Source organism: Acinetobacter sp. WCHAc010052, from assembly GCF_002165295.2.
Classification (GTDB): domain Bacteria; phylum Pseudomonadota; class Gammaproteobacteria; order Pseudomonadales; family Moraxellaceae; genus Acinetobacter; species Acinetobacter chinensis.
This window is the reverse complement of record NZ_CP032143.1, coordinates 3,439,858-3,457,080: the sequence shown is the minus strand read 5'-3', so window position 1 is coordinate 3,457,080 and position 17,223 is coordinate 3,439,858. Positions and strand designations below refer to the sequence as shown.

The 17,223-nt window shown below is 43.6% G+C and carries 20 protein-coding genes and 2 tRNA genes; 12 read left to right on the top strand and 10 right to left on the bottom strand.

Translation table 11 applies throughout. The features are described from left to right. Positions 1-14: 14 nt before the first annotated feature. From glmS to CDG61_RS16870, 9 genes are all read right to left on the bottom strand, one after another. Positions 15-1,853: a glutamine--fructose-6-phosphate transaminase (isomerizing) gene (glmS, locus tag CDG61_RS16910; protein ID WP_087551112.1), complete on the bottom strand. Its 1,839-nt coding sequence runs from the start codon at positions 1,851-1,853 to the stop codon at positions 15-17. 12 nt (positions 1,854-1,865) lie between these two features. Further along, the gene (gene glmU, locus CDG61_RS16905; protein ID WP_118998487.1) at positions 1,866-3,230 is read right to left on the bottom strand and encodes a bifunctional UDP-N-acetylglucosamine diphosphorylase/glucosamine-1-phosphate N-acetyltransferase GlmU; all 1,365 of its coding nucleotides are present in this window, start codon (positions 3,228-3,230) and stop codon (positions 1,866-1,868) included. A 21-nt stretch (positions 3,231-3,251) separates the two neighbouring features. Continuing rightward, on the bottom strand, positions 3,252-3,728 hold the full coding sequence (locus CDG61_RS16900; protein WP_118998486.1) for a phosphatidylglycerophosphatase A: 477 nt from the start codon (positions 3,726-3,728) through the stop codon (positions 3,252-3,254). Between the two features lie 22 nt (positions 3,729-3,750). Next, positions 3,751-4,668 (bottom strand): thiamine-phosphate kinase, encoded by a 918-nt coding sequence (gene thiL, locus CDG61_RS16895; protein ID WP_087551113.1) that lies wholly within the window; start codon positions 4,666-4,668, stop codon positions 3,751-3,753. 15 nt (positions 4,669-4,683) lie between these two features. Continuing rightward, the gene (nusB, locus tag CDG61_RS16890) at positions 4,684-5,133 is read right to left on the bottom strand and encodes a transcription antitermination factor NusB (RefSeq protein ID WP_087512982.1); all 450 of its coding nucleotides are present in this window, start codon (positions 5,131-5,133) and stop codon (positions 4,684-4,686) included. Between the two features lie 3 nt (positions 5,134-5,136). Then, on the bottom strand, positions 5,137-5,607 hold the full coding sequence (ribE, locus tag CDG61_RS16885) for a 6,7-dimethyl-8-ribityllumazine synthase (protein WP_087512983.1): 471 nt from the start codon (positions 5,605-5,607) through the stop codon (positions 5,137-5,139). Between the two features lie 11 nt (positions 5,608-5,618). After that, positions 5,619-6,740, bottom strand: a complete 1,122-nt coding sequence (gene ribBA, locus CDG61_RS16880; protein WP_087512984.1) for a bifunctional 3,4-dihydroxy-2-butanone-4-phosphate synthase/GTP cyclohydrolase II — start codon at positions 6,738-6,740, stop codon at positions 5,619-5,621. 390 nt (positions 6,741-7,130) lie between these two features. Continuing rightward, a tRNA-Gly gene (locus CDG61_RS16875) sits at positions 7,131-7,206 on the bottom strand. Positions 7,207-7,253: 47 nt separating this feature from the next. Further along, positions 7,254-7,326, bottom strand: a tRNA-Gly gene (locus tag CDG61_RS16870). A 224-nt stretch (positions 7,327-7,550) separates the two neighbouring features. On the opposite strand from CDG61_RS16870, the gene CDG61_RS16865 reads away from it, so the two are divergent. From CDG61_RS16865 to CDG61_RS16845, 5 genes are all read left to right on the top strand, one after another. Beyond that, positions 7,551-7,862, top strand: coding sequence for a BolA family protein (locus tag CDG61_RS16865; protein ID WP_087551114.1), 312 nt, complete (start codon positions 7,551-7,553; stop codon positions 7,860-7,862). A 14-nt stretch (positions 7,863-7,876) separates the two neighbouring features. Beyond that, positions 7,877-8,272: a SirB2 family protein gene (locus CDG61_RS16860; RefSeq protein WP_087551115.1), complete on the top strand. Its 396-nt coding sequence runs from the start codon at positions 7,877-7,879 to the stop codon at positions 8,270-8,272. Between the two features lie 85 nt (positions 8,273-8,357). Then, positions 8,358-9,194 (top strand): ParA family protein, encoded by an 837-nt coding sequence (locus tag CDG61_RS16855; protein ID WP_087512987.1) that lies wholly within the window; start codon positions 8,358-8,360, stop codon positions 9,192-9,194. A gap of 15 nt (positions 9,195-9,209) precedes the next feature. Then, positions 9,210-9,602, top strand: coding sequence for a hypothetical protein (locus tag CDG61_RS16850; protein WP_087551116.1), 393 nt, complete (start codon positions 9,210-9,212; stop codon positions 9,600-9,602). Between the two features lie 216 nt (positions 9,603-9,818). Beyond that, on the top strand, positions 9,819-10,409 hold the full coding sequence (locus tag CDG61_RS16845; RefSeq protein ID WP_087512989.1) for a LysE family translocator: 591 nt from the start codon (positions 9,819-9,821) through the stop codon (positions 10,407-10,409). 12 nt (positions 10,410-10,421) lie between these two features. Here the strand turns inward: CDG61_RS16845 and CDG61_RS16840 are convergent, their stop codons facing one another. Beyond that, the gene (locus tag CDG61_RS16840; RefSeq protein ID WP_087551117.1) at positions 10,422-11,057 is read right to left on the bottom strand and encodes a DedA family protein; all 636 of its coding nucleotides are present in this window, start codon (positions 11,055-11,057) and stop codon (positions 10,422-10,424) included. 194 nt (positions 11,058-11,251) lie between these two features. Between CDG61_RS16840 and CDG61_RS16835 the strand changes: the two genes are divergently transcribed. The 7 genes from CDG61_RS16835 to CDG61_RS16805 all read left to right on the top strand — a co-directional run bounded on the left by CDG61_RS16835 (position 11,252) and on the right by CDG61_RS16805 (position 17,176). Then, complete coding sequence (locus tag CDG61_RS16835) at positions 11,252-11,668, top strand: DoxX family protein (RefSeq protein WP_087551118.1); 417 nt, start codon at positions 11,252-11,254, stop codon at positions 11,666-11,668. Positions 11,669-11,969: 301 nt separating this feature from the next. Then, positions 11,970-13,538, top strand: coding sequence for a glutamine-hydrolyzing GMP synthase (guaA, locus tag CDG61_RS16830; RefSeq protein WP_087551119.1), 1,569 nt, complete (start codon positions 11,970-11,972; stop codon positions 13,536-13,538). Positions 13,539-13,746: 208 nt separating this feature from the next. Beyond that, positions 13,747-14,691, top strand: coding sequence for a restriction endonuclease (locus CDG61_RS16825; protein WP_087551120.1), 945 nt, complete (start codon positions 13,747-13,749; stop codon positions 14,689-14,691). 156 nt (positions 14,692-14,847) lie between these two features. After that, complete coding sequence (locus CDG61_RS16820) at positions 14,848-15,339, top strand: PadR family transcriptional regulator (RefSeq protein ID WP_087551121.1); 492 nt, start codon at positions 14,848-14,850, stop codon at positions 15,337-15,339. Between the two features lie 46 nt (positions 15,340-15,385). Next, positions 15,386-15,688 (top strand): DUF3861 domain-containing protein, encoded by a 303-nt coding sequence (locus CDG61_RS16815; RefSeq protein ID WP_087551122.1) that lies wholly within the window; start codon positions 15,386-15,388, stop codon positions 15,686-15,688. A gap of 32 nt (positions 15,689-15,720) precedes the next feature. After that, positions 15,721-16,002 (top strand): DUF2798 domain-containing protein, encoded by a 282-nt coding sequence (locus tag CDG61_RS16810; RefSeq protein ID WP_087551123.1) that lies wholly within the window; start codon positions 15,721-15,723, stop codon positions 16,000-16,002. Positions 16,003-16,228: 226 nt separating this feature from the next. After that, positions 16,229-17,176, top strand: a complete 948-nt coding sequence (locus CDG61_RS16805) for a pirin family protein (RefSeq protein ID WP_087551124.1) — start codon at positions 16,229-16,231, stop codon at positions 17,174-17,176. Positions 17,177-17,223 lie beyond the last annotated feature (47 nt).

The following is a 17,223-nucleotide window of genomic DNA, read 5'->3' as shown; positions in this document are numbered from 1 at the left end:
CCTCTTGATCAGGATTATTCGACGGTGACTGATTTTGCCAGGTTCCGTGGCTGGTCTACATCCGTACCGCGTAAGACCGCAACATGATAGGACAACAGCTGTACCGGAATACTGTACACAATCGGTGCCAGAATCGGATTGATAGATGGAACATGCACAACGTGCTGGCGGTCTTTGCCTTTAATACCGCTGTTTTCATCAGCAAATACAAAAAGTTCACCACCACGGGCCTGAACTTCTTCCATGTTGGATTTTAATTTATCCAGCATATCATCTTTCGGCGCCAGGATCACTACAGGCATATCATTATCCACGAGTGCCAGTGGTCCATGTTTCAGTTCACCGGCAGCATAACCTTCAGCATGAATGTAGGAAATTTCTTTCAGCTTCAGTGCACCTTCCAGCGCAATTGGGAATTCCGTGCCACGTCCCAGGAACAGACAGTGCTGTTTTTCTTTGAACAGTTCAGACAGACGCAGAATTTCTTTGTCGTTCTGTAAAGTATCCAAAATCACTTTTGGTGTATGCCACAGATCTGTCGTGATGTCTGCAATCTGCTGTTCAGTGATGGACTGTTTGATCTGACCGATTTTCAGCACCAGCAGCATTAATGCCGCCAGCTGAGTCGTAAATGCTTTGGTCGATGCAACACCAATTTCAGGACCCGCTAAAGTCAGCAGGCTGTGATTGGTTTCACGGACCATGGATGATGTAGCGACATTACAGATGGTCATGGTGGTGATGTTCAGCTCTTTAGCAGCAGCGCGTTTCTGCGTATCACGCAGAGCAGCTAAAGTATCTGCGGTTTCACCAGACTGTGAAATACACACATACAGGGTCTGACCCACAATCACAGGTGTACGGTAGCGGAATTCACTCGCGATTTCGACCTGACATGGCAGATTGATCAGCTGTTCAAACCAGTATTTTGCAATCATTCCTGCATGGTAACTGGTACCACAGGCAATAATCTGCACCTGTTGAATATTACTGAAGTCTGTTTCGGCATTTTTCAGGAAATCTGAGCGTAATGCATTGCCGTTCAGTGCCTGAGAAATTGTCTGCTGAATTGCTTCTGGCTGCTCATAAATTTCTTTGAGCATGTAGTGCTTGTATTCGCCCTTAGATGCGTTGCTTATAGTCGCGTCCAGTTCTTTTACAGGACGTTCAACACGTTTACCGTCAACAAAAATTTCAATACTGCTACGGGTCAGGCGTGCAATATCACCTTCTTCGAGGTAGATGAAACGGTTGGTCACCGGCAGCAGAGCCAGCTGGTCAGAGCTGATGAAATTTTCACCAATACCAACACCAATGACAAGCGGAGAACCTTCACGGACAGTAATCAACTCATTAGGGTGATCTGTGTGAACAATTCCAAGTGCATACGCACCTTTCAGCTGAGGAACGACCTGGCGTACTGCTTCAAGCAGGCTTGGTGTGGATTTCAGGGCATCATTGACCAGATGGGCAACGACTTCGGTATCAGTCTGTGAAGTGAATACATAACCCAGCGCTTCCAGGTCATCTTTCAGTTCCTGATAATTTTCAATAATACCGTTATGAACAACGGCAACATTACCAGAAATATGAGGATGGGCATTATTTTCAGTCGGTTTGCCGTGTGTCGCCCAGCGGGTATGAGCAATACCGAGGGCACCTGCAAGATCAGCTTCTGAAACAGCCTGCTCAAGGTTGGCAACTTTCCCCACCTTACGTTCACGCAGTACCTGCCCCTGATTGATCAGTGCAAGTCCAGCAGAGTCATAGCCACGATATTCAAGGCGTTTCAGACCTTCAATCAGAATATTGGTAATACTGCGTTCAGCAACGCCGCCAACAATACCGCACATAGGTGAATCCTCTTATTTCTTAATCTTCTGGGGACGTTGATAGTTCTCTTTTTCGAACTGTTTTGAACGTTCGACAGCTAAACTGTGATCTGCAACATCGCGTGTAATTGTAGAGCCTGCACCCGTGGTTGCACCATTGCCAATTCTGACAGGTGCCACAAGTGAGTTGTTGGTGCCAATAAACACATTGTCGCCAATAATGGTTTTATGTTTATTTGCCCCATCATAGTTACAGGTGATGGTTCCTGCCCCAATATTTGAACCTGCACCAATTTCTGCATCGCCCAGATAGGCAAAGTGATTGGCTTTTGAACCTGTACCGATATGTGTGTTTTTAACTTCGACAAAATTACCGATATGAACCTCGTCAGCAAGTTTCGCACCTGGGCGAAGACGGGCAAAGGGTCCAATCTGCACATCGCTGCCAATCACGGCATTTTCAAAGACACTGTATGGCTGAACTTTTGTTCCTGCTGCAATGTCTGTATTTTTAATGATACAGCCTGCACCAATTTCAACATTGTTGCCAAAGGTACATTCACCCTCAATAATCACATTGATATCAATACGGACATCTGAACCTGCATTCAGTTTGCCACGTAGATCAAAACGTGAAGGGTCAATTAAATGCACGCCCTGCTGCATTAACTGTTTTGCCTGATACTGCTGAAATTCGCGTTCCAGAGCGGCAAGCTGAATCCGGTCGTTTACACCTTCAACTTCAAAAGCACGTTCTGGTTCTACAGAAGCCACTTCCAGTCCATCAGCAATCGCCATAGCGACAATATCAGTCAGGTAATATTCGCCCTGAGCATTGTCGTTGGACAGCTGTGGCAGCCACTGATGCAGTTTTGCATTACTGACCGCATAGATTCCAGTGTTAAATTCTTTGATTTTACGCTGTTCTTCAGACGCATCTTTATGTTCAACAATGGCCTGGATTTTACCGTTTTCACGCACAATACGACCATAGCCAGTTGCATCTGCGACCGTCAGGGTCACGAGACCAATACCTGTAGAGGTGGAGGCATCCAGCAGTTTTTTAAGCGTGTCCTGGGTAATACATGGAACATCTCCAGACAGAATCAGAGAAATGCCATCTGCAGGTAAGACCGGTAAGGTCACTTTAACAGCATGACCTGTACCCAGCTGTTCTGCCTGCTCAACCCATTGTACATTTTCTGCGGCAAAGGCTTGTTGTACCAGCTCACCGCCATGTCCAAAAATCGTAATAATATTATCTGCGTTCAGTTTTTTTGCAGTTTCGATCACATGACCAAGTAAAGGGCGACCCGCCAGTAGTTGTAATACTTTGGGTAAGCTGGAGCGCATTCGCGTTCCCTTACCAGCGGCAAGAATAATAACGTTAGTTGACATGTATTTTTCCAGGTACAACGTTTAAGCAATAGTAAAATATAAGTAAATGCAGATACACAGTGCAGCCCATATACCCGCGATGATGTCATCAAGCATGATGCCAAAACCGCCACCGACCTGCTGGTCAGCTACACGGATAGGCCAGGGTTTCCAGATATCAAACAGTCTGAACAGAATAAATCCGACCAGTACCCACATCCAGTTCATTATTCCCATGTAAATCAGGGGTAAAAATGTGATGGACTGTCCTGCAAATTCATCCCAGACAATCCGGCCATCATCATGAACGCCCATGACTTTAGCGGTTCGGTCACAAATGTAAATACCACTAAAGGACATCAGGATCATCAGCAGTACACTGAGTTGAAATCCGGAAGCAAGCCATAAAGGAATAAACAGCAGGGCAAAAGCTGAACCAAAGGTACCCGGTGCTTTTGGAGCAAGACCAGAACCAAAACCGACACCACTGAATACGACACAGCGGTCGAACCAGTTCATACTGCGGAAGTTGATGGGTGGTTTATGCAAAGTGCTGATACCCTTGAAATTGAATGGAGTAATCTATGCCATTCTGCTGATAAGTTAATCCCAATTTACTGGTAATTTGTCCAATTATCGTAATATTGACATCTAATTGTTGTTGCAAAAGTTTTTCATAATTCTGCGGGTTGATTGTAAAGCATAACTCATAGTCATCGCCACCCGCCAGCGCATATTGCCACTGCTTTTCGTGTTGTAATTTTTTTATTTCCGTGTGAACAGGTAACTGGGTCAGTTCCAGCACTGCACCACATGCGGATGCTTTTAAAATATGCCCCAGATCCTGAGCCAGACCATCAGAGACATCAATCATGCTGGAGGCAAGTCCCTGGAGTTGAAAACCCAGCTGACAGCGTGGAGTCGGGTAATCCAGCCGCTGCTGCAGTGGATGTCCCAGATGCTGTAATCCAAATGCTGCATCACCAAGTGTGCCACTGACACAGATCAGATCACCAGGCTTTGCACCGGAACGCTGTACAGCACGATCTTGCTGAATCCAGCCGAGGGCAGTGACAGAAATGGTCAGATGAGGGCTTTGGGTGGTGTCTCCACCAATTAAGCTTACACCATATTGATTACAGCAGTCGTAAAGACCCTGGCTGAAACCTTTCAGCCATTCGTGATCAATATGGTCTAAGCTCAGTGCCAGTAAAATGCTGTGTGGTTTTGCACCCATTGCGGCTATGTCAGATAAATTGACAGCAACAGATTTCCAGCCAATGGCATGTGCAGAAGTATCGAGAGGGAAATGCCGGCCAGCAACCAGTGTATCTGCACAGATCACCAGCTGTTGTCCTGCAGGTGGCGTGAGCAGGGCTGAGTCATCGCCGACACCAAGATCAGCACCACTGTTGTGATGTTGTTTAAAGTAGGTGTCTATAATTGAAAACTCAGCCATCAGCAATCTTTCGGATCAGTTGGATTGCTGTTTTTCTGCTGCACGCAGTGATGTTGCAAGGCGGTCAAGTACACCATTGATGTATTTATGACTGTCTGCACCACCGAAGTGTTTTGCCAGTTCAATGGATTCATCCAGTACCACACGGTATGGAATTTCCAGATGTTCTTTCAGTTCGTAAGCACCCAGACGGAGCGTTGCAAGTTCAACGCCATCCAGTGCTGTAACTTCACGGTCAAGAACAGGAACAAGCAGAGCATCCAGTTCTTCAGTGCTGGCAACCACCTGGGTCAGCAGTTCATGATAATAGCCAAGATCCACTTTGTGCATGGCATTTTCAGCACGGGTACGGGCTTCAATTTCATGTACAGGATTGTGGCTCATTTGCCATTCATAAATGCCCTGCACGGCAAAACGGCGTGCTTTCCGTTTTGCTGCATAGGTTGCCTGGAGTGTTTGCGACATGCTTTAGATAGCCTTTAACAAGTTAACCATTTCAATAGCAGTAAGTGCAGCTTCGCTGCCTTTATTACCTGCTTTTGTACCTGAGCGTTCAATCGCCTGTTCAATACTGTCCGTAGTCAATACGCCATTAATTACCGGTAAGCCAGTGTCCAGACCAACAACGCCCAGACCTTTGGCACATTCACCGGCAACAAAGTCGAAGTGCGGTGTACTGCCACGAATGACTGCACCTAATGCAATCACTGCGTCAAAACGGCCCGCAGCTGCGAGTTTTTTAGCGACAACAGGAAGTTCCCATGCACCTGGTGCATGAACAACTTCGATATTATCTTCTGACACACCATGACGTTTCAGTGTATCAATTGCACCTTCAAGCAGGTGTTCAACAACAAAACTGTTGAAACGACCAACCAGGATCGCGTAACGGCCTTCGCTCGCGAGATGTAATAAACCTTCAATTCGGCGAATCGCCATAGCAACCTCGATTATTTTTCAGATGTTTGATGAGCGGTGACATATTCCACCACTTCCAGGTTAAATCCAGATAGAGCGTTGAAGCGTAAAGGTGAGCTGAGCAGCTTCATCTTTTCAACACCTAAATCACGTAAAATCTGTGCGCCAACACCAATGGTCTGATACTGCTGAGACAGTGCCGCACTCGATTTGGTTTTCTTCGGTGCAGTCAGACTGTCCAGTGCAGGACCCAGATCCTGAAGATGACGCTGACCAATCCATACCAGCACACCACGGTCGCTTGCAGCAACAGTTTTCAGTGCACGGTCCAGATTCCAGGCCGGTTCACCTTCCTGTTTATTCAGTTTTAACAGGTCACGTGCAGGGCTGAAGCCATGAACGCGTACAGTGGTGATGCCTTCTTTCGGTTCGCCTTTCACGAGTGCCAGGTGAATGTCCGGGTTACCGACTTCGCGGTAACGGTACAGTTCAAATGCACCATATTCTGTGTCAATGCTTTGCTGATCAATACGTTCCACAGTCTGTTCATTGGTCATGCGATAATGAATCAGATCTGCAATGGTACCAATTTTCAGGCCATGTTTTTCAGCAAAAACTTCCAGGTCTGGACGACGTGCCATTGTACCATCTTCATTGATGATTTCGCAGATCACTGAAGCAGGTTCAAGTCCAGCCAGGCGTGATAAATCACAACCGGCTTCGGTATGTCCTGCACGGTGCAGCACACCACCAGGCTGTGCCATCAATGGAAAAATATGTCCAGGCTGTACAATATCAGCCGGTTTTGCATGTGCCGCTACAGCAGTCTGAATGGTATGGGCACGTTCAGCAGGTGAAATTCCTGTAGAAATGCCGTTTGCTGCTTCAATGGAAAGCGTGAAATTTGTACCATGCTGTGCGCCGTTGGCGTCGACCATTAAAGGCAGATTCAGTTGCTGACAGCGTTCACGGCTTAAAGTCAGACAAACCAGTCCACGTGCATGAGTGATCATGAAATTGATGTCTTCAGGGCGGACATGCGTAGCAGCAATCACAAGATCGCCTTCATTTTCACGGTCTTCGTCATCCATCAGGATGACCATTTTCCCTGCACGGATGTCTGCTACAAGTTCTTCAACTGTATTGAGCGGCATCAATTTTCACCTTTTTATCTGTCTCAAGCGACATATTAACTGCATTGACTGGCGCATAGTTTAACGTGTTTTTACGAAATTTTCCTATGCTTCTTGGTTTTCTCTATTGGTTCATTGTTATACACACCCCGTTAAAACTTGAAAAGGGGTGTAAATTTTAAAACAGAGAAAGCTGTCCAATAAACAGGCAGCTGATCACAGGATGATGATCTTATCATCAGAAAGATGATGCAGGGGTGACTTTGACTGCATGATCCAGGCAGGACGCACTGTAAATAAAGCGGCCAGGATTGATCTGAAAAAACATATTATCGACAATTTTTTCAAAAAGATTGTTCAGATCAACGATAAAAAAAGCCCCGATCTTTCGATCAGGGCTTTTTTAGAATCTGGAGCGGGAAAGGAGACTCGAACTCCCGACCCCAACCTTGGCAAGGTTATGCTCTACCAACTGAGCTATTCCCGCGGAGTCTGTTCAGTTTTTTAAATAAAAAACCAAATGAAAAAATTTTGAGCGGGAAAGGAGACTCGAACTCCCGACCCCAACCTTGGCAAGGTTATGCTCTACCAACTGAGCTATTCCCGCATGCGGTGTATAATACATTATGTAAAAACAGGGTCAATAACTTTATGAAAAAACTTGGATCAATTGAATAAAATAAAAACACTTATGCTGAAAAATGAGAGTTTTTGAGCTGTTTTTTGCATGGAGGTACTCTGTTGTTACGCTAATGATTTAATTTTAAACAGCAAAAAGACAGAGCAGAACAGGTATAATCAGTTCAGTTTTAACTTTCAGGAGACTTTGCCATGAGTCTGCAACAGCAACTGACAGAACGTCTGCAATCTTCATTTTCTCCGGTACATCTGGAAGTAGTGAATGAATCATCAGGTCACGGTGGATATTTCCCTGGAAAGGAATCACATTTTAAAGTGGTTGTGGTCAGTGATGCTTTCAATGGACTGCGTCTGGTACAGAGACACCAGAAAGTCTATGCAGCAGCTGAAGGTCTGCTTGGAGCAGGGCTGATACATGCACTGGCTATTCATGCATTTTTACCTTCCGAATGGCAGGGACAGGATACATCCAGCCCAGACTGCGCACATGCGCCAAAAGCATAACAGGTAGCTGACAGATGGAAAATTATCAGTTGACGCTTCAGTCCATTCACCTGTTTGCTGTAGTTGTGGTCTGTATAGTTATTGCTGCACGGGCACTGACTTTATTTAAAGGCACGCAGGGGCATCTGCCCAATCCGGCTGGGCGTAAGCTTTTTGTTGCACTTCAGCATGCATCCATGACCGTCCTTGTCCTGACGGGGATTGTGTTGCTTTATCTGAAAAATTTTGAAGTTCAGAGCTGGTTCTATGCCAAACTTATTCTGTTTGCAGTGTTATTGTCTTCTTTAAGTAAGGCATACCGTAAAACAGATACCGTTTTTCTGACACAGCGCAGAGCAGGGCTGTTTCTTGCTGCTGTGGCTATGCTGGGAATTATTGGACTGGTGATGATTAAACCAAATTTTGGTTAATTGTCAGACATTTTTTTCGAGTATGGAGCAGTTCTGCGTTAAACTGCTTTTTCGCATATAAATATAATTGAAATAAGGGGTTCCAATGCTTACACGCGTGGTTTTCAACCAGAAAGGTGGAGTAGGTAAGTCGAGCATTACAGTTAATCTGGCTGCGATCAGCGCTTTTCAGGGGCTGAAAACCCTGGTGATTGATCTTGATCCACAGGCAAACTCAAGTCAGTACCTGCTGGGTGATGATGCCACTTATAATGTGGACAAGCCTGCACTGGAACCGAATATTCAGAATTATTTTGAAGAAGTGCTGGGTACAGGACAGAGCAAGGGTCTGTTGGGCAATGCGATTGGTTCGATTCTGAAAAACAGATCCCGTGGTCTTGAGGATTATGTACATCAGTCACCTTTTAAAAACCTGGATGTAATTCCTGCCAGTCCGGATCTCGGATCACTTGCACATGCACTTGAGTCCAAACATAAGATTTATAAACTACGGGATGCTTTACAGCAGCTGGCAGGTAAATATGACCGCGTCTTTATTGATACTCCGCCAGCATTCAACTTTTTCACACTGTCCGCACTGATTGCTTCAGATCGGGTGCTGATTCCTTTTGACTGTGATGTGTTCTCTAAACGTGCATTACAGACCCTGATTCAGAACGTGCTGGAAACTCAGGATGATCATAATGACCGCCTTGAAATTGAGGGGATTGTGGTCAATCAGTTCCAGGGGCAGGCAAAACTGCCACGTGAGGTGGTTCAGCAGTTAAAGGATGAAGGTCTGCCGGTACTGAATCATATGTTGCCACCGTCAGTACTGATGAAAGAATCTCATCATAAAAATCTACCGCTCATTCATCTTGCAACAGATCATAAATTGACGCAGGCCTATCAGTCATTGTTCAATGAGATAGAACAGAAATAAATCTGGAATAAGAGTATGAAAACAATTTACCTCAGCCTGCTGGCTGGCAGCACATTATTGCTCGGTGCCTGCGCAACAACGGTTAAACCGACTTATGTGTCACCGACACAGTATCAGGCGCTGAACTGTTCGCAGCTGCAAAGTGAATATAACCGTATTCAGCAGCATCTGGATAATGGGGTTCAGCCTCCTAAACGCACAGGAGTCGGTGTAGGTGTCGGGCTTGGCGGTGGTTGGGGCAGTCGTGGTGGCTGGGGGATCGGTCCAAGTATTTCGGTCAATATGGGACAGTCTTCCAACACGAAAAACACTGAAAAAGCACGTTTGATGGGTGAACAGGAAGCAGTGGTTCAGGCCGCAAAATTTAAAGGTTGCCCAATTATCGTTCGGATTAAGCAGGCTTCATGAGTCAGTTTTCAGTCATGACTGTTGTTTTTCAGCGGTTATGACTGAATGAAATTTTAGCAAAATGTTTCAAAAAAAATATTTAAATAATAAAGAATTATAAAAAATAAAGTCTCAATAATGGCGCATCAGGTCATCTTTGGACTTTGAATTATTTGGCAGAATTTATCTTTTTCGTATAAGGTGTGTCACTCTTTTCCTTTGATAAAACAGGTGTCTATGATTGAGAACTGGCTTTTTGTACTGGCTGTTTTCGCGGTTCTGATGATTCCAGGTCCGACCAATGCCTTACTTGCAAGTTCTGCACATCAACAGGGTATTGCCCGCACCAGTCTGTTTATTCCTGCTGAAATGATGGGTTATCTGTATTCCATCAGCCTATGGGCACTGGTTATTCACCTGACAGCACCTATCTGGCCTCACTTTATTACACTTTTACATGTACTGAGTGCTGCTTATGTCATCTGGCTGGCTTTTCATTTATGGAAAGAATCACAGTTACAGCACCATAATCAGAAATATACAGCTATACGTCCAAAGCAGCTGTTTTTCGCAACCATGAAAAATCCGAAATCTTTGTTGTTTGCAGCAGGGATTTTTCCTCAGACCGCCTGGGACTCTCCAGCTGTTACGTTACTGGTACTGGGTGTTTTCTGTATGGTGCTGTTACCGACAGCAATTTTCTGGATGCTGTTTGGACAGGCGATACTGGCAGGAAAATACCAGCAAAAAAATGCCGACCTGCTGTATAAAGGGTCGGCACTGTTACTGATCATCTGTATGTTACCGGTGATGTTCCGTTTTTTCTGAGACCTGTTCTGCTCAGGTCGATTTTTTAGAAAATTTCTGACGCAGAAAACCAATCACGCCTGGCAGCACACTTAAAATAATAATACCGAAAATTAAATGAGTGAAATTGTCTTTCACAATCGGCATATTGCCAAACATATAACCCAGAATAATGAAAGAGCCGACCCAGCAGATTGCACCTACCACATTATAAGTCAGAAAATATTTGTAGTTCATGCTGCCTGCACCTGCTACAAAAGGGGCGAAGGTGCGGGCAAAGGGAATAAAACGGGCAAAAATAATGGTTTTTCCTCCGTGTTTTTCAAAGAACTGTGAGGTTTTGATTAAATGCTGCTTATTGATAAAGCGGGATTCAATTTCAAACACTCGTGGACCAATATATTTACCGATATGGTAATTGAGCGTATCCCCAAGGACAGCAGCAATAAACAGCAGAACAATCAGTATGACGGGATCCATTGCACCAGTGGACGCTGCAAGTGCACCTGCTGCAAAAAGCAGGCTGTCGCCAGGCAGAAATGGCATGACCACCAGACCTGTTTCGACAAAAATAATCAGGAACAGAATTGCATAAATCCAAACGCCATAATTACGAATAAATTCGAGCAGATGGTCATCAACATGTAAGATAAAATCAATCAGTTCCATGAGTCTTGAGTGCATAAAATAGTGCTCAGATGCTATCAGTCTGTGCTTTTAAAGTCAGTATTAAAACGTAATTAATTTCTCGGCAGTCTGTTGCAAAAATGGAATGATGGGTATTAAAAAACCATATTTAACACCAATAAGAAACGACTTAATCTGTGCACATCTTCTGAACAATATTCAAAAAAGGTCTGAACATGTTAAATCCAAATGTTGTTGTTAAAAATCTGAGTGAGCAAGCTCAAATCAATGCTGTGATCAGCCTGGTTGCCCGTATCCTGATGGCATATATCTTTATTGTAGCGGGCTGGGGGAAAATTACTGCCTATACCGCGACAGCAGGCTATATGGAATCGATGGGTGTTCCCGCTGCACTGCTGCCAGTGACAATTCTGGTGGAACTGGGTGGTGGTCTGGCATTGCTGTTTGGTTTTCAGGCACGCTTTGCAGCACTGGGTCTGGCTGTATTCAGCTTAATCACCGCATTTTTATTTCATGGTGGCGTGGATGATGCAATCAACTTCATGAAAAACTTAGCCATGACCGGTGGTCTGTTCTTCCTGATGCTGCATGGTGCAGGTAAATTCAGTCTTGATCATATGATTGAAAAATAACTGCTCACCGATAAGTGAAGTCAGGCATCTGCCTGGCTTTTGCCGTTTTATGGAGCAGCCGGATTAAAACAATGATTCATAATGAAAGAACAGAACATCTGAACCATGTATTTCAGACACTGATTCAGGATGAATTGATTGTTGTGATCACGGTGAAAATACAGCAATAAATTTTTTATTTTCAATCAGTTTATAAAATCACTTATAAAGTGAAACATCACCCGACTGAATAAAGTGCGTCCTGCCCAGAAAAATGTTAAAATGTCGCGCTTATATTCGTTTGCCTGCATAGTTGTATATCATGACGACCAATACCCAAATTACTGAAGATCGCATCCTGATTCTGGATTTCGGTTCTCAATATAGCCAGTTGATTGCACGTCGTGTACGTGAAGCTGGTGTTTATTCTGAAATGTATGCATTTGATATGTCTGAAGAAGACATTCGTGCATTTAACCCAAACGGGATCATCCTTTCCGGTGGTCCAGAAAGTGTGCATGAAGAAGGCAGTCCACGTGCGCCAGAAGTTGTGTTCAACTTGGGTGTACCTGTACTGGGTATCTGTTATGGTCTGCAAACCATGTCTGAACAGCTTGGCGGTAAAGTTGAGCCAGGTGATGTACATGAATTCGGTTATGCAGAAGTTAACATTCAGGTGCGTGACAAACTGATCGGTGATCTTGAAGACAATAAAGATCAGCTGAAAGTCTGGATGAGCCACGGTGACAAAGTTACCCGTATCCCTGAAGGTTTCCAGGTAACTGCAAGCACGCCAAGCTGTCCATTTGCAATGGTTTCTGATGAAGCTCGTCGTTTCTATGGTATCCAGTTCCACCCAGAAGTAACGCACACTGCAAAAGGTGCTGAGATTTTATCTAACTTCGTTCATGGAATCTGTGGTTGCCGTAATTTATGGAATTCTGAAAATATCATCGACTTACGTGTTGAACAACTTCGCGCGCAAATTGGTGATCAGAAAGTTCTTTTAGGTCTTTCAGGTGGTGTAGATTCATCTGTTGTAGCTGCACTTTTACATAAAGCGATTGGCGATCAGCTGACTTGCGTATTTGTGGATAACGGCTTACTTCGCTTGAACGAAGGCGAGCAAGTGATGGACATGTTTGCGAAAAACATGGGTATCCGTGTGATTCGTGCTGATGCTGAAGATCGTTTCCTGTCCGAGCTTGCAGGTGAAGTTGATCCTGAGAAAAAACGTAAAATCATCGGTCGTGAGTTCATTGAAGTATTTGCTGAAGAAGCACGTAAGCTTGATGGTGTAAATTTCCTTGCTCAAGGTACGATTTATCCTGACGTGATTGAATCTGCTGCGACTAAAAATGGTAAAGCGCATGTGATCAAATCACACCACAACGTAGGTGGTTTACCGGAAGATTTAGCGTTTGAACTGGTTGAGCCAATCCGTGACTTATTTAAAGATGAAGTACGTCGTTTAGGTACAACTTTAGGTTTACCATTTGAAATGCTTTACCGTCACCCATTCCCAGGTCCAGGTCTTGGTGTACGTATCCTGGGTGAAGTGAAAAAAGAATATGCTGATATTCTTCGTTTAGCTGATGACATCTTTATGCAGGAACTTCGTGCAAGCGGCTGGTATGATAAAACTGCGCAAGCCTTTGCTGTATTCCAGCCTGTTAAATCTGTTGGTGTCGTAGGTGATGGTCGTCGTTATGCATGGGTGATTGCACTACGTGCGGTTGAAACGGTTGACTTTATGACAGCGCGTTTTGCACATCTTCCTTATGATCTTGTTGATAAAATCTCAACACGTATCATGAATGAAATTGCTGATGTTTCCCGTGTTGTTTATGACGTTTCGTCTAAGCCACCTGCTACGATTGAATGGGAGTAAAACTGGGCTTTCATGAAGCATCGCTTCATGCCAGTTTTACGGCAAAGGCTATGCCTGCGCCAGTTAGGGATTTCAAGAAGCGAAGCTTCTTGCCTAAATTACGCCAAGAGCTATGCTTGCGGTAGCTGGGGAAATTATTGAATAAAAAAGAGCACTTAGGTGCTCTTTTTTAGTTTAAGATACTTAAAAACAGCAGTACTTTATTGATATGTATAATCACTATGACTTGATGATGCCTCTTTTAAAAATTATGCAGAGTGAAGATAAAATTTATAGTCTTCAAGAAGCATACCGAAATTTGATTGTCGAGCTGAATTGTTCAGAGGAAGAGATTAATACGACCATGAGTGATGGTAGAAATACTATTTTTTATCGTTTGAAATGGACTAAGACATATCTACAAAAAGCGGGTTTGATTGAATATACAAGTAGAGCTCATTTTGAATTAACGGATCTTGGACGAAAAATTGAGTTAGATAAAATTGATAAACTGGATAAAGAATATTTATCCAGATATGAATCTTTTCGAGAGTTTAGAAAAATAAAAAAAGATTTATCAAAGTTAACACTTGAAATAGAGAATTTACCTAAAGATGAAACTGTTTCAGCAACTGAGCAAGACATTGATATTGGGTTGACCCCACCGGAAATTATCGAAATTCAAGCGCAGGAACTTCATACTCAATTAAGTGAGGAATTATTAGAACTTATAAAAAGCAATACACCAAAATTTTTTGAACAACTCGTTGTCGATCTTTTAGTCGCTATGGGTTATGGCGGTTCACATCAAGATGCAGCAAAAGCCATTGGTAAAACTAACGATGGTGGTATTGATGGTGTTATTAGTGAAGATCGTTTGGGTTTGGATAAAATATATATTCAGGCGAAGCGTTGGGAAAATACAGTCGGGCGTCCCGATATTCAACAATTCAAAGGTGCTTTAGCTGATCAGGTTGCAAAGAAGGGTGTATTTATTACAACTTCTAGTTTTAGTAAAGAAGCTATTGAATCAGCTAAAAAATCAGGAATTGTCTTAATTGATGGCGATAAATTAACATCTTTAATGATTGAATTTGGTTTAGGTGTACAAATTGAAAGAAGCTTCCATATTTATAAAATAGACCAGGATCGCTTTGACGAAGATAATTTTTAAGAGCGTCTAAACGCTCTTTTTTTATATCTTAACTTTTAAGAATAAAAATAATATTCAATATAAAACAAAATTTTAAGTTTCGAATGAGAAGGAAAACTTTACAAAAGACACATTAAGATATATCTTAATGGTCATTCTGTAACTTAAAGAAAACGCATGATTGAAAAACAACAGCATGGTGAACGCCGTGGACGCTTGTTTGAAGCAGGGCGTATGAAACTGCTGGTTTTACATTTGATCGCACAGTCGCCTAAACATGGTTATGAAATCATTAAAGAAATCAGTGATCTGGTCGGCGGTGGATACAGTCCCAGTGCAGGAACAATTTATCCAACACTGAACTGGCTGGAAGATATGCAGTTTGTCACGGTACAGCAGACAGATGCTGAGCGTAAACAGTACAGCATCACTCCAGCAGGAGAAATGCATCTGCAACAGCAGCAAAAGGTACTTCAGACTTTGCTGGAAAAACTGCAGATGCGCCGTGATATTCATGAAAAAGATGAGCTGCTTGATATCCATCGAGCCATGGAAAACTTAAAAACTGCATTGCGTTTAAAACTGAAATCCAGTCAGGTCAATCCAGAACAGATCCAGCAGATTGCTGAAAAAATTGATCAGGCAGCGGTTGAGATCGGCAGGCTTTAAATCTTAAAGCATTGTTAAAGAACATTGATTTAAAAGAGTAAAAATCATGAAACAACACCAGTACCATGTGACCGTACAACACCTTGCAGATGCTCAGGGTAACCCATCCACTTATACCGAAAAACTTGAATTTAACACCGGCAACCATGACGATATTTTTGTTGTGCTGCAGAAAATGCAGCAGGCAGAACTGTTTGATGAGCGAACCACGCAATCCTTTGCAGTTGGATTGAAACTGTTCAGTGAAGTTATGCTGGAAAATAAAAATCACGAACTGTTTAAAGACTTTCTTCCACAGTTTGGTCAGTTTATGAAACACCTGAAACAGCAGGTCAAAAAAGAAAACTGAACAATTTATCCTGATGATTAAAAGAGTATTTTATGCAACCTGAGCGTGCAATGATTTTTGGTTCTGTGCCAAAGTTACCCATGAAATATATGGTTTGGTTAATGCCACTGGTACTGTCATGCCTGATGAGTGGAACCATTTCATTTGCCAATATGCTGATGAATCTGGGCTGGATTGATGGCTTTTTAAGCCGGTGGTTTTCGACCTGGATGATCTCCTGGTTAATGGCATACCCCGTTGTTCTGATTTTCCTGCCACTGGTTCGCAGATTGATGAGCCTGATTATTGATACTGCACCTCCCACAGCAAAATAATCTGCCTGCGACTGCATGACCGTTATGATCAGAAGTGATTTGCGATCATGTATGTTGCCGCTGAAAAGAACATATACAACAAAAACAAAACTCTGATTGTCCCATAGTTGAAATTCAGTGTATTAAATCAGGTATAGGTCAATGAAAATTGAATCATTACACTGAACTTAAACAGGTGATCATGCCAGCCTGAAACGCCAGCTTAGACATTTCACAGGATAACAATATGACCAATACAGATTTTACCGAAATTTCCAGTTCCGATGACTGCACGAAATACGCGAATCAGTTTATTCAGGACTTTACCATCCGTTCGGCAGAAATAGGCAAAGGGACTGTGATCAAACGTGCTTTGCCCAGCCGTCAGAAGCGTATGATTGGCGCATGGTGTTTTCTGGATCATGCAGGACCGGTGAGTTTTCCGACAGGGGATGGGCTTGATGTTGGACCACATCCACATATCGGTTTGCAGACTTTTACCTGGATGATTGAAGGGACGATGATGCATACGGACAGCATCGGCTCAAAGCAGCTGATCCGTCCTAAACAGGTCAATTTAATGACAGCGGGTCACGGTATTTCTCACACTGAGGTTGCACCGGACAGCGAAACAAAAATGCATGCTGCACAGTTATGGATTGCATTGCCTGATGACAAAATCAATATGGCACCTCAGTTCGATCATTATCCAGAACTGCCAGTGGTTGAGCAGGACAATATAGAATTTACAGTGCTGGTGGGGGAGTATTTGAAAACTAGTTCACCGGTCAAAGTACACAGTGAGCTGCTGGGTGTGGACATGACTGCCGCTCAGGAAACCACTGCCCGTATTCCACTGAACCCATTATATGAATATGGTTTTATGGCACTGGAAGGCACTGCTGTGATTAATGGGCATGAACTCGATGCAGATAATCTGGTTGTGCTTGAACCAGGTCTGAAAGAAATAGAAATTCAGATTCATGCTGGCAGTCGGGTGCTGATGCTGGGTGGTGAACCTTTCGAATCTCCAATATTGCTGTGGTGGAATTTTGTTGGACGGACTCAGGACGAACTTCGCATTGCCCGTGAGCAATGGATTAAGGGAGATGCCCGTTTTGGTCGGATTCCGGATTATCAGGGTGACCGTCTTGAAGCACCGGCATTCCCAGACAAAATGCGTCCTTCAAAATAGCAGTATTGCAGTATGAGGTCAGCAACGGTGAGTCTGCTGATCTCATA

Excerpts from the sequence above, each read along its gene's own strand:
- glmS (WP_087551112.1), bottom strand. The coding sequence starts at position 1,853 with ATGTGCGGTATTGTTGGCGGCGTTGCTGAACGCAGTATTACCAATATT.
- nusB (WP_087512982.1), bottom strand. The coding sequence starts at position 5,133 with ATGTCGCAAACACTCCAGGCAACCTATGCAGCAAAACGGAAAGCACGC.
- CDG61_RS16860 (WP_087551115.1), top strand. The coding sequence starts at position 7,877 with ATGGAAAATTATCAGTTGACGCTTCAGTCCATTCACCTGTTTGCTGTA.
- guaA (WP_087551119.1), top strand. The coding sequence starts at position 11,970 with ATGACGACCAATACCCAAATTACTGAAGATCGCATCCTGATTCTGGAT.
- glmU (WP_118998487.1), bottom strand. The coding sequence starts at position 3,230 with ATGTCAACTAACGTTATTATTCTTGCCGCTGGTAAGGGAACGCGAATG.
- CDG61_RS16820 (WP_087551121.1), top strand. The coding sequence starts at position 14,848 with ATGATTGAAAAACAACAGCATGGTGAACGCCGTGGACGCTTGTTTGAA.
- CDG61_RS16845 (WP_087512989.1), top strand. The coding sequence starts at position 9,819 with ATGATTGAGAACTGGCTTTTTGTACTGGCTGTTTTCGCGGTTCTGATG.
- thiL (WP_087551113.1), bottom strand. The coding sequence starts at position 4,668 with ATGGCTGAGTTTTCAATTATAGACACCTACTTTAAACAACATCACAAC.
- ribBA (WP_087512984.1), bottom strand. The coding sequence starts at position 6,740 with ATGCCGCTCAATACAGTTGAAGAACTTGTAGCAGACATCCGTGCAGGG.
- CDG61_RS16865 (WP_087551114.1), top strand. The coding sequence starts at position 7,551 with ATGAGTCTGCAACAGCAACTGACAGAACGTCTGCAATCTTCATTTTCT.
- CDG61_RS16855 (WP_087512987.1), top strand. The coding sequence starts at position 8,358 with ATGCTTACACGCGTGGTTTTCAACCAGAAAGGTGGAGTAGGTAAGTCG.
- CDG61_RS16825 (WP_087551120.1), top strand. The coding sequence starts at position 13,747 with ATGTATAATCACTATGACTTGATGATGCCTCTTTTAAAAATTATGCAG.
- CDG61_RS16815 (WP_087551122.1), top strand. The coding sequence starts at position 15,386 with ATGAAACAACACCAGTACCATGTGACCGTACAACACCTTGCAGATGCT.
- CDG61_RS16835 (WP_087551118.1), top strand. The coding sequence starts at position 11,252 with ATGTTAAATCCAAATGTTGTTGTTAAAAATCTGAGTGAGCAAGCTCAA.
- CDG61_RS16850 (WP_087551116.1), top strand. The coding sequence starts at position 9,210 with ATGAAAACAATTTACCTCAGCCTGCTGGCTGGCAGCACATTATTGCTC.
- CDG61_RS16840 (WP_087551117.1), bottom strand. The coding sequence starts at position 11,057 with ATGGAACTGATTGATTTTATCTTACATGTTGATGACCATCTGCTCGAA.
- ribE (WP_087512983.1), bottom strand. The coding sequence starts at position 5,607 with ATGGCGATTCGCCGAATTGAAGGTTTATTACATCTCGCGAGCGAAGGC.
- CDG61_RS16810 (WP_087551123.1), top strand. The coding sequence starts at position 15,721 with ATGCAACCTGAGCGTGCAATGATTTTTGGTTCTGTGCCAAAGTTACCC.
- CDG61_RS16805 (WP_087551124.1), top strand. The coding sequence starts at position 16,229 with ATGACCAATACAGATTTTACCGAAATTTCCAGTTCCGATGACTGCACG.
- CDG61_RS16900 (WP_118998486.1), bottom strand. The coding sequence starts at position 3,728 with ATGAACTGGTTCGACCGCTGTGTCGTATTCAGTGGTGTCGGTTTTGGT.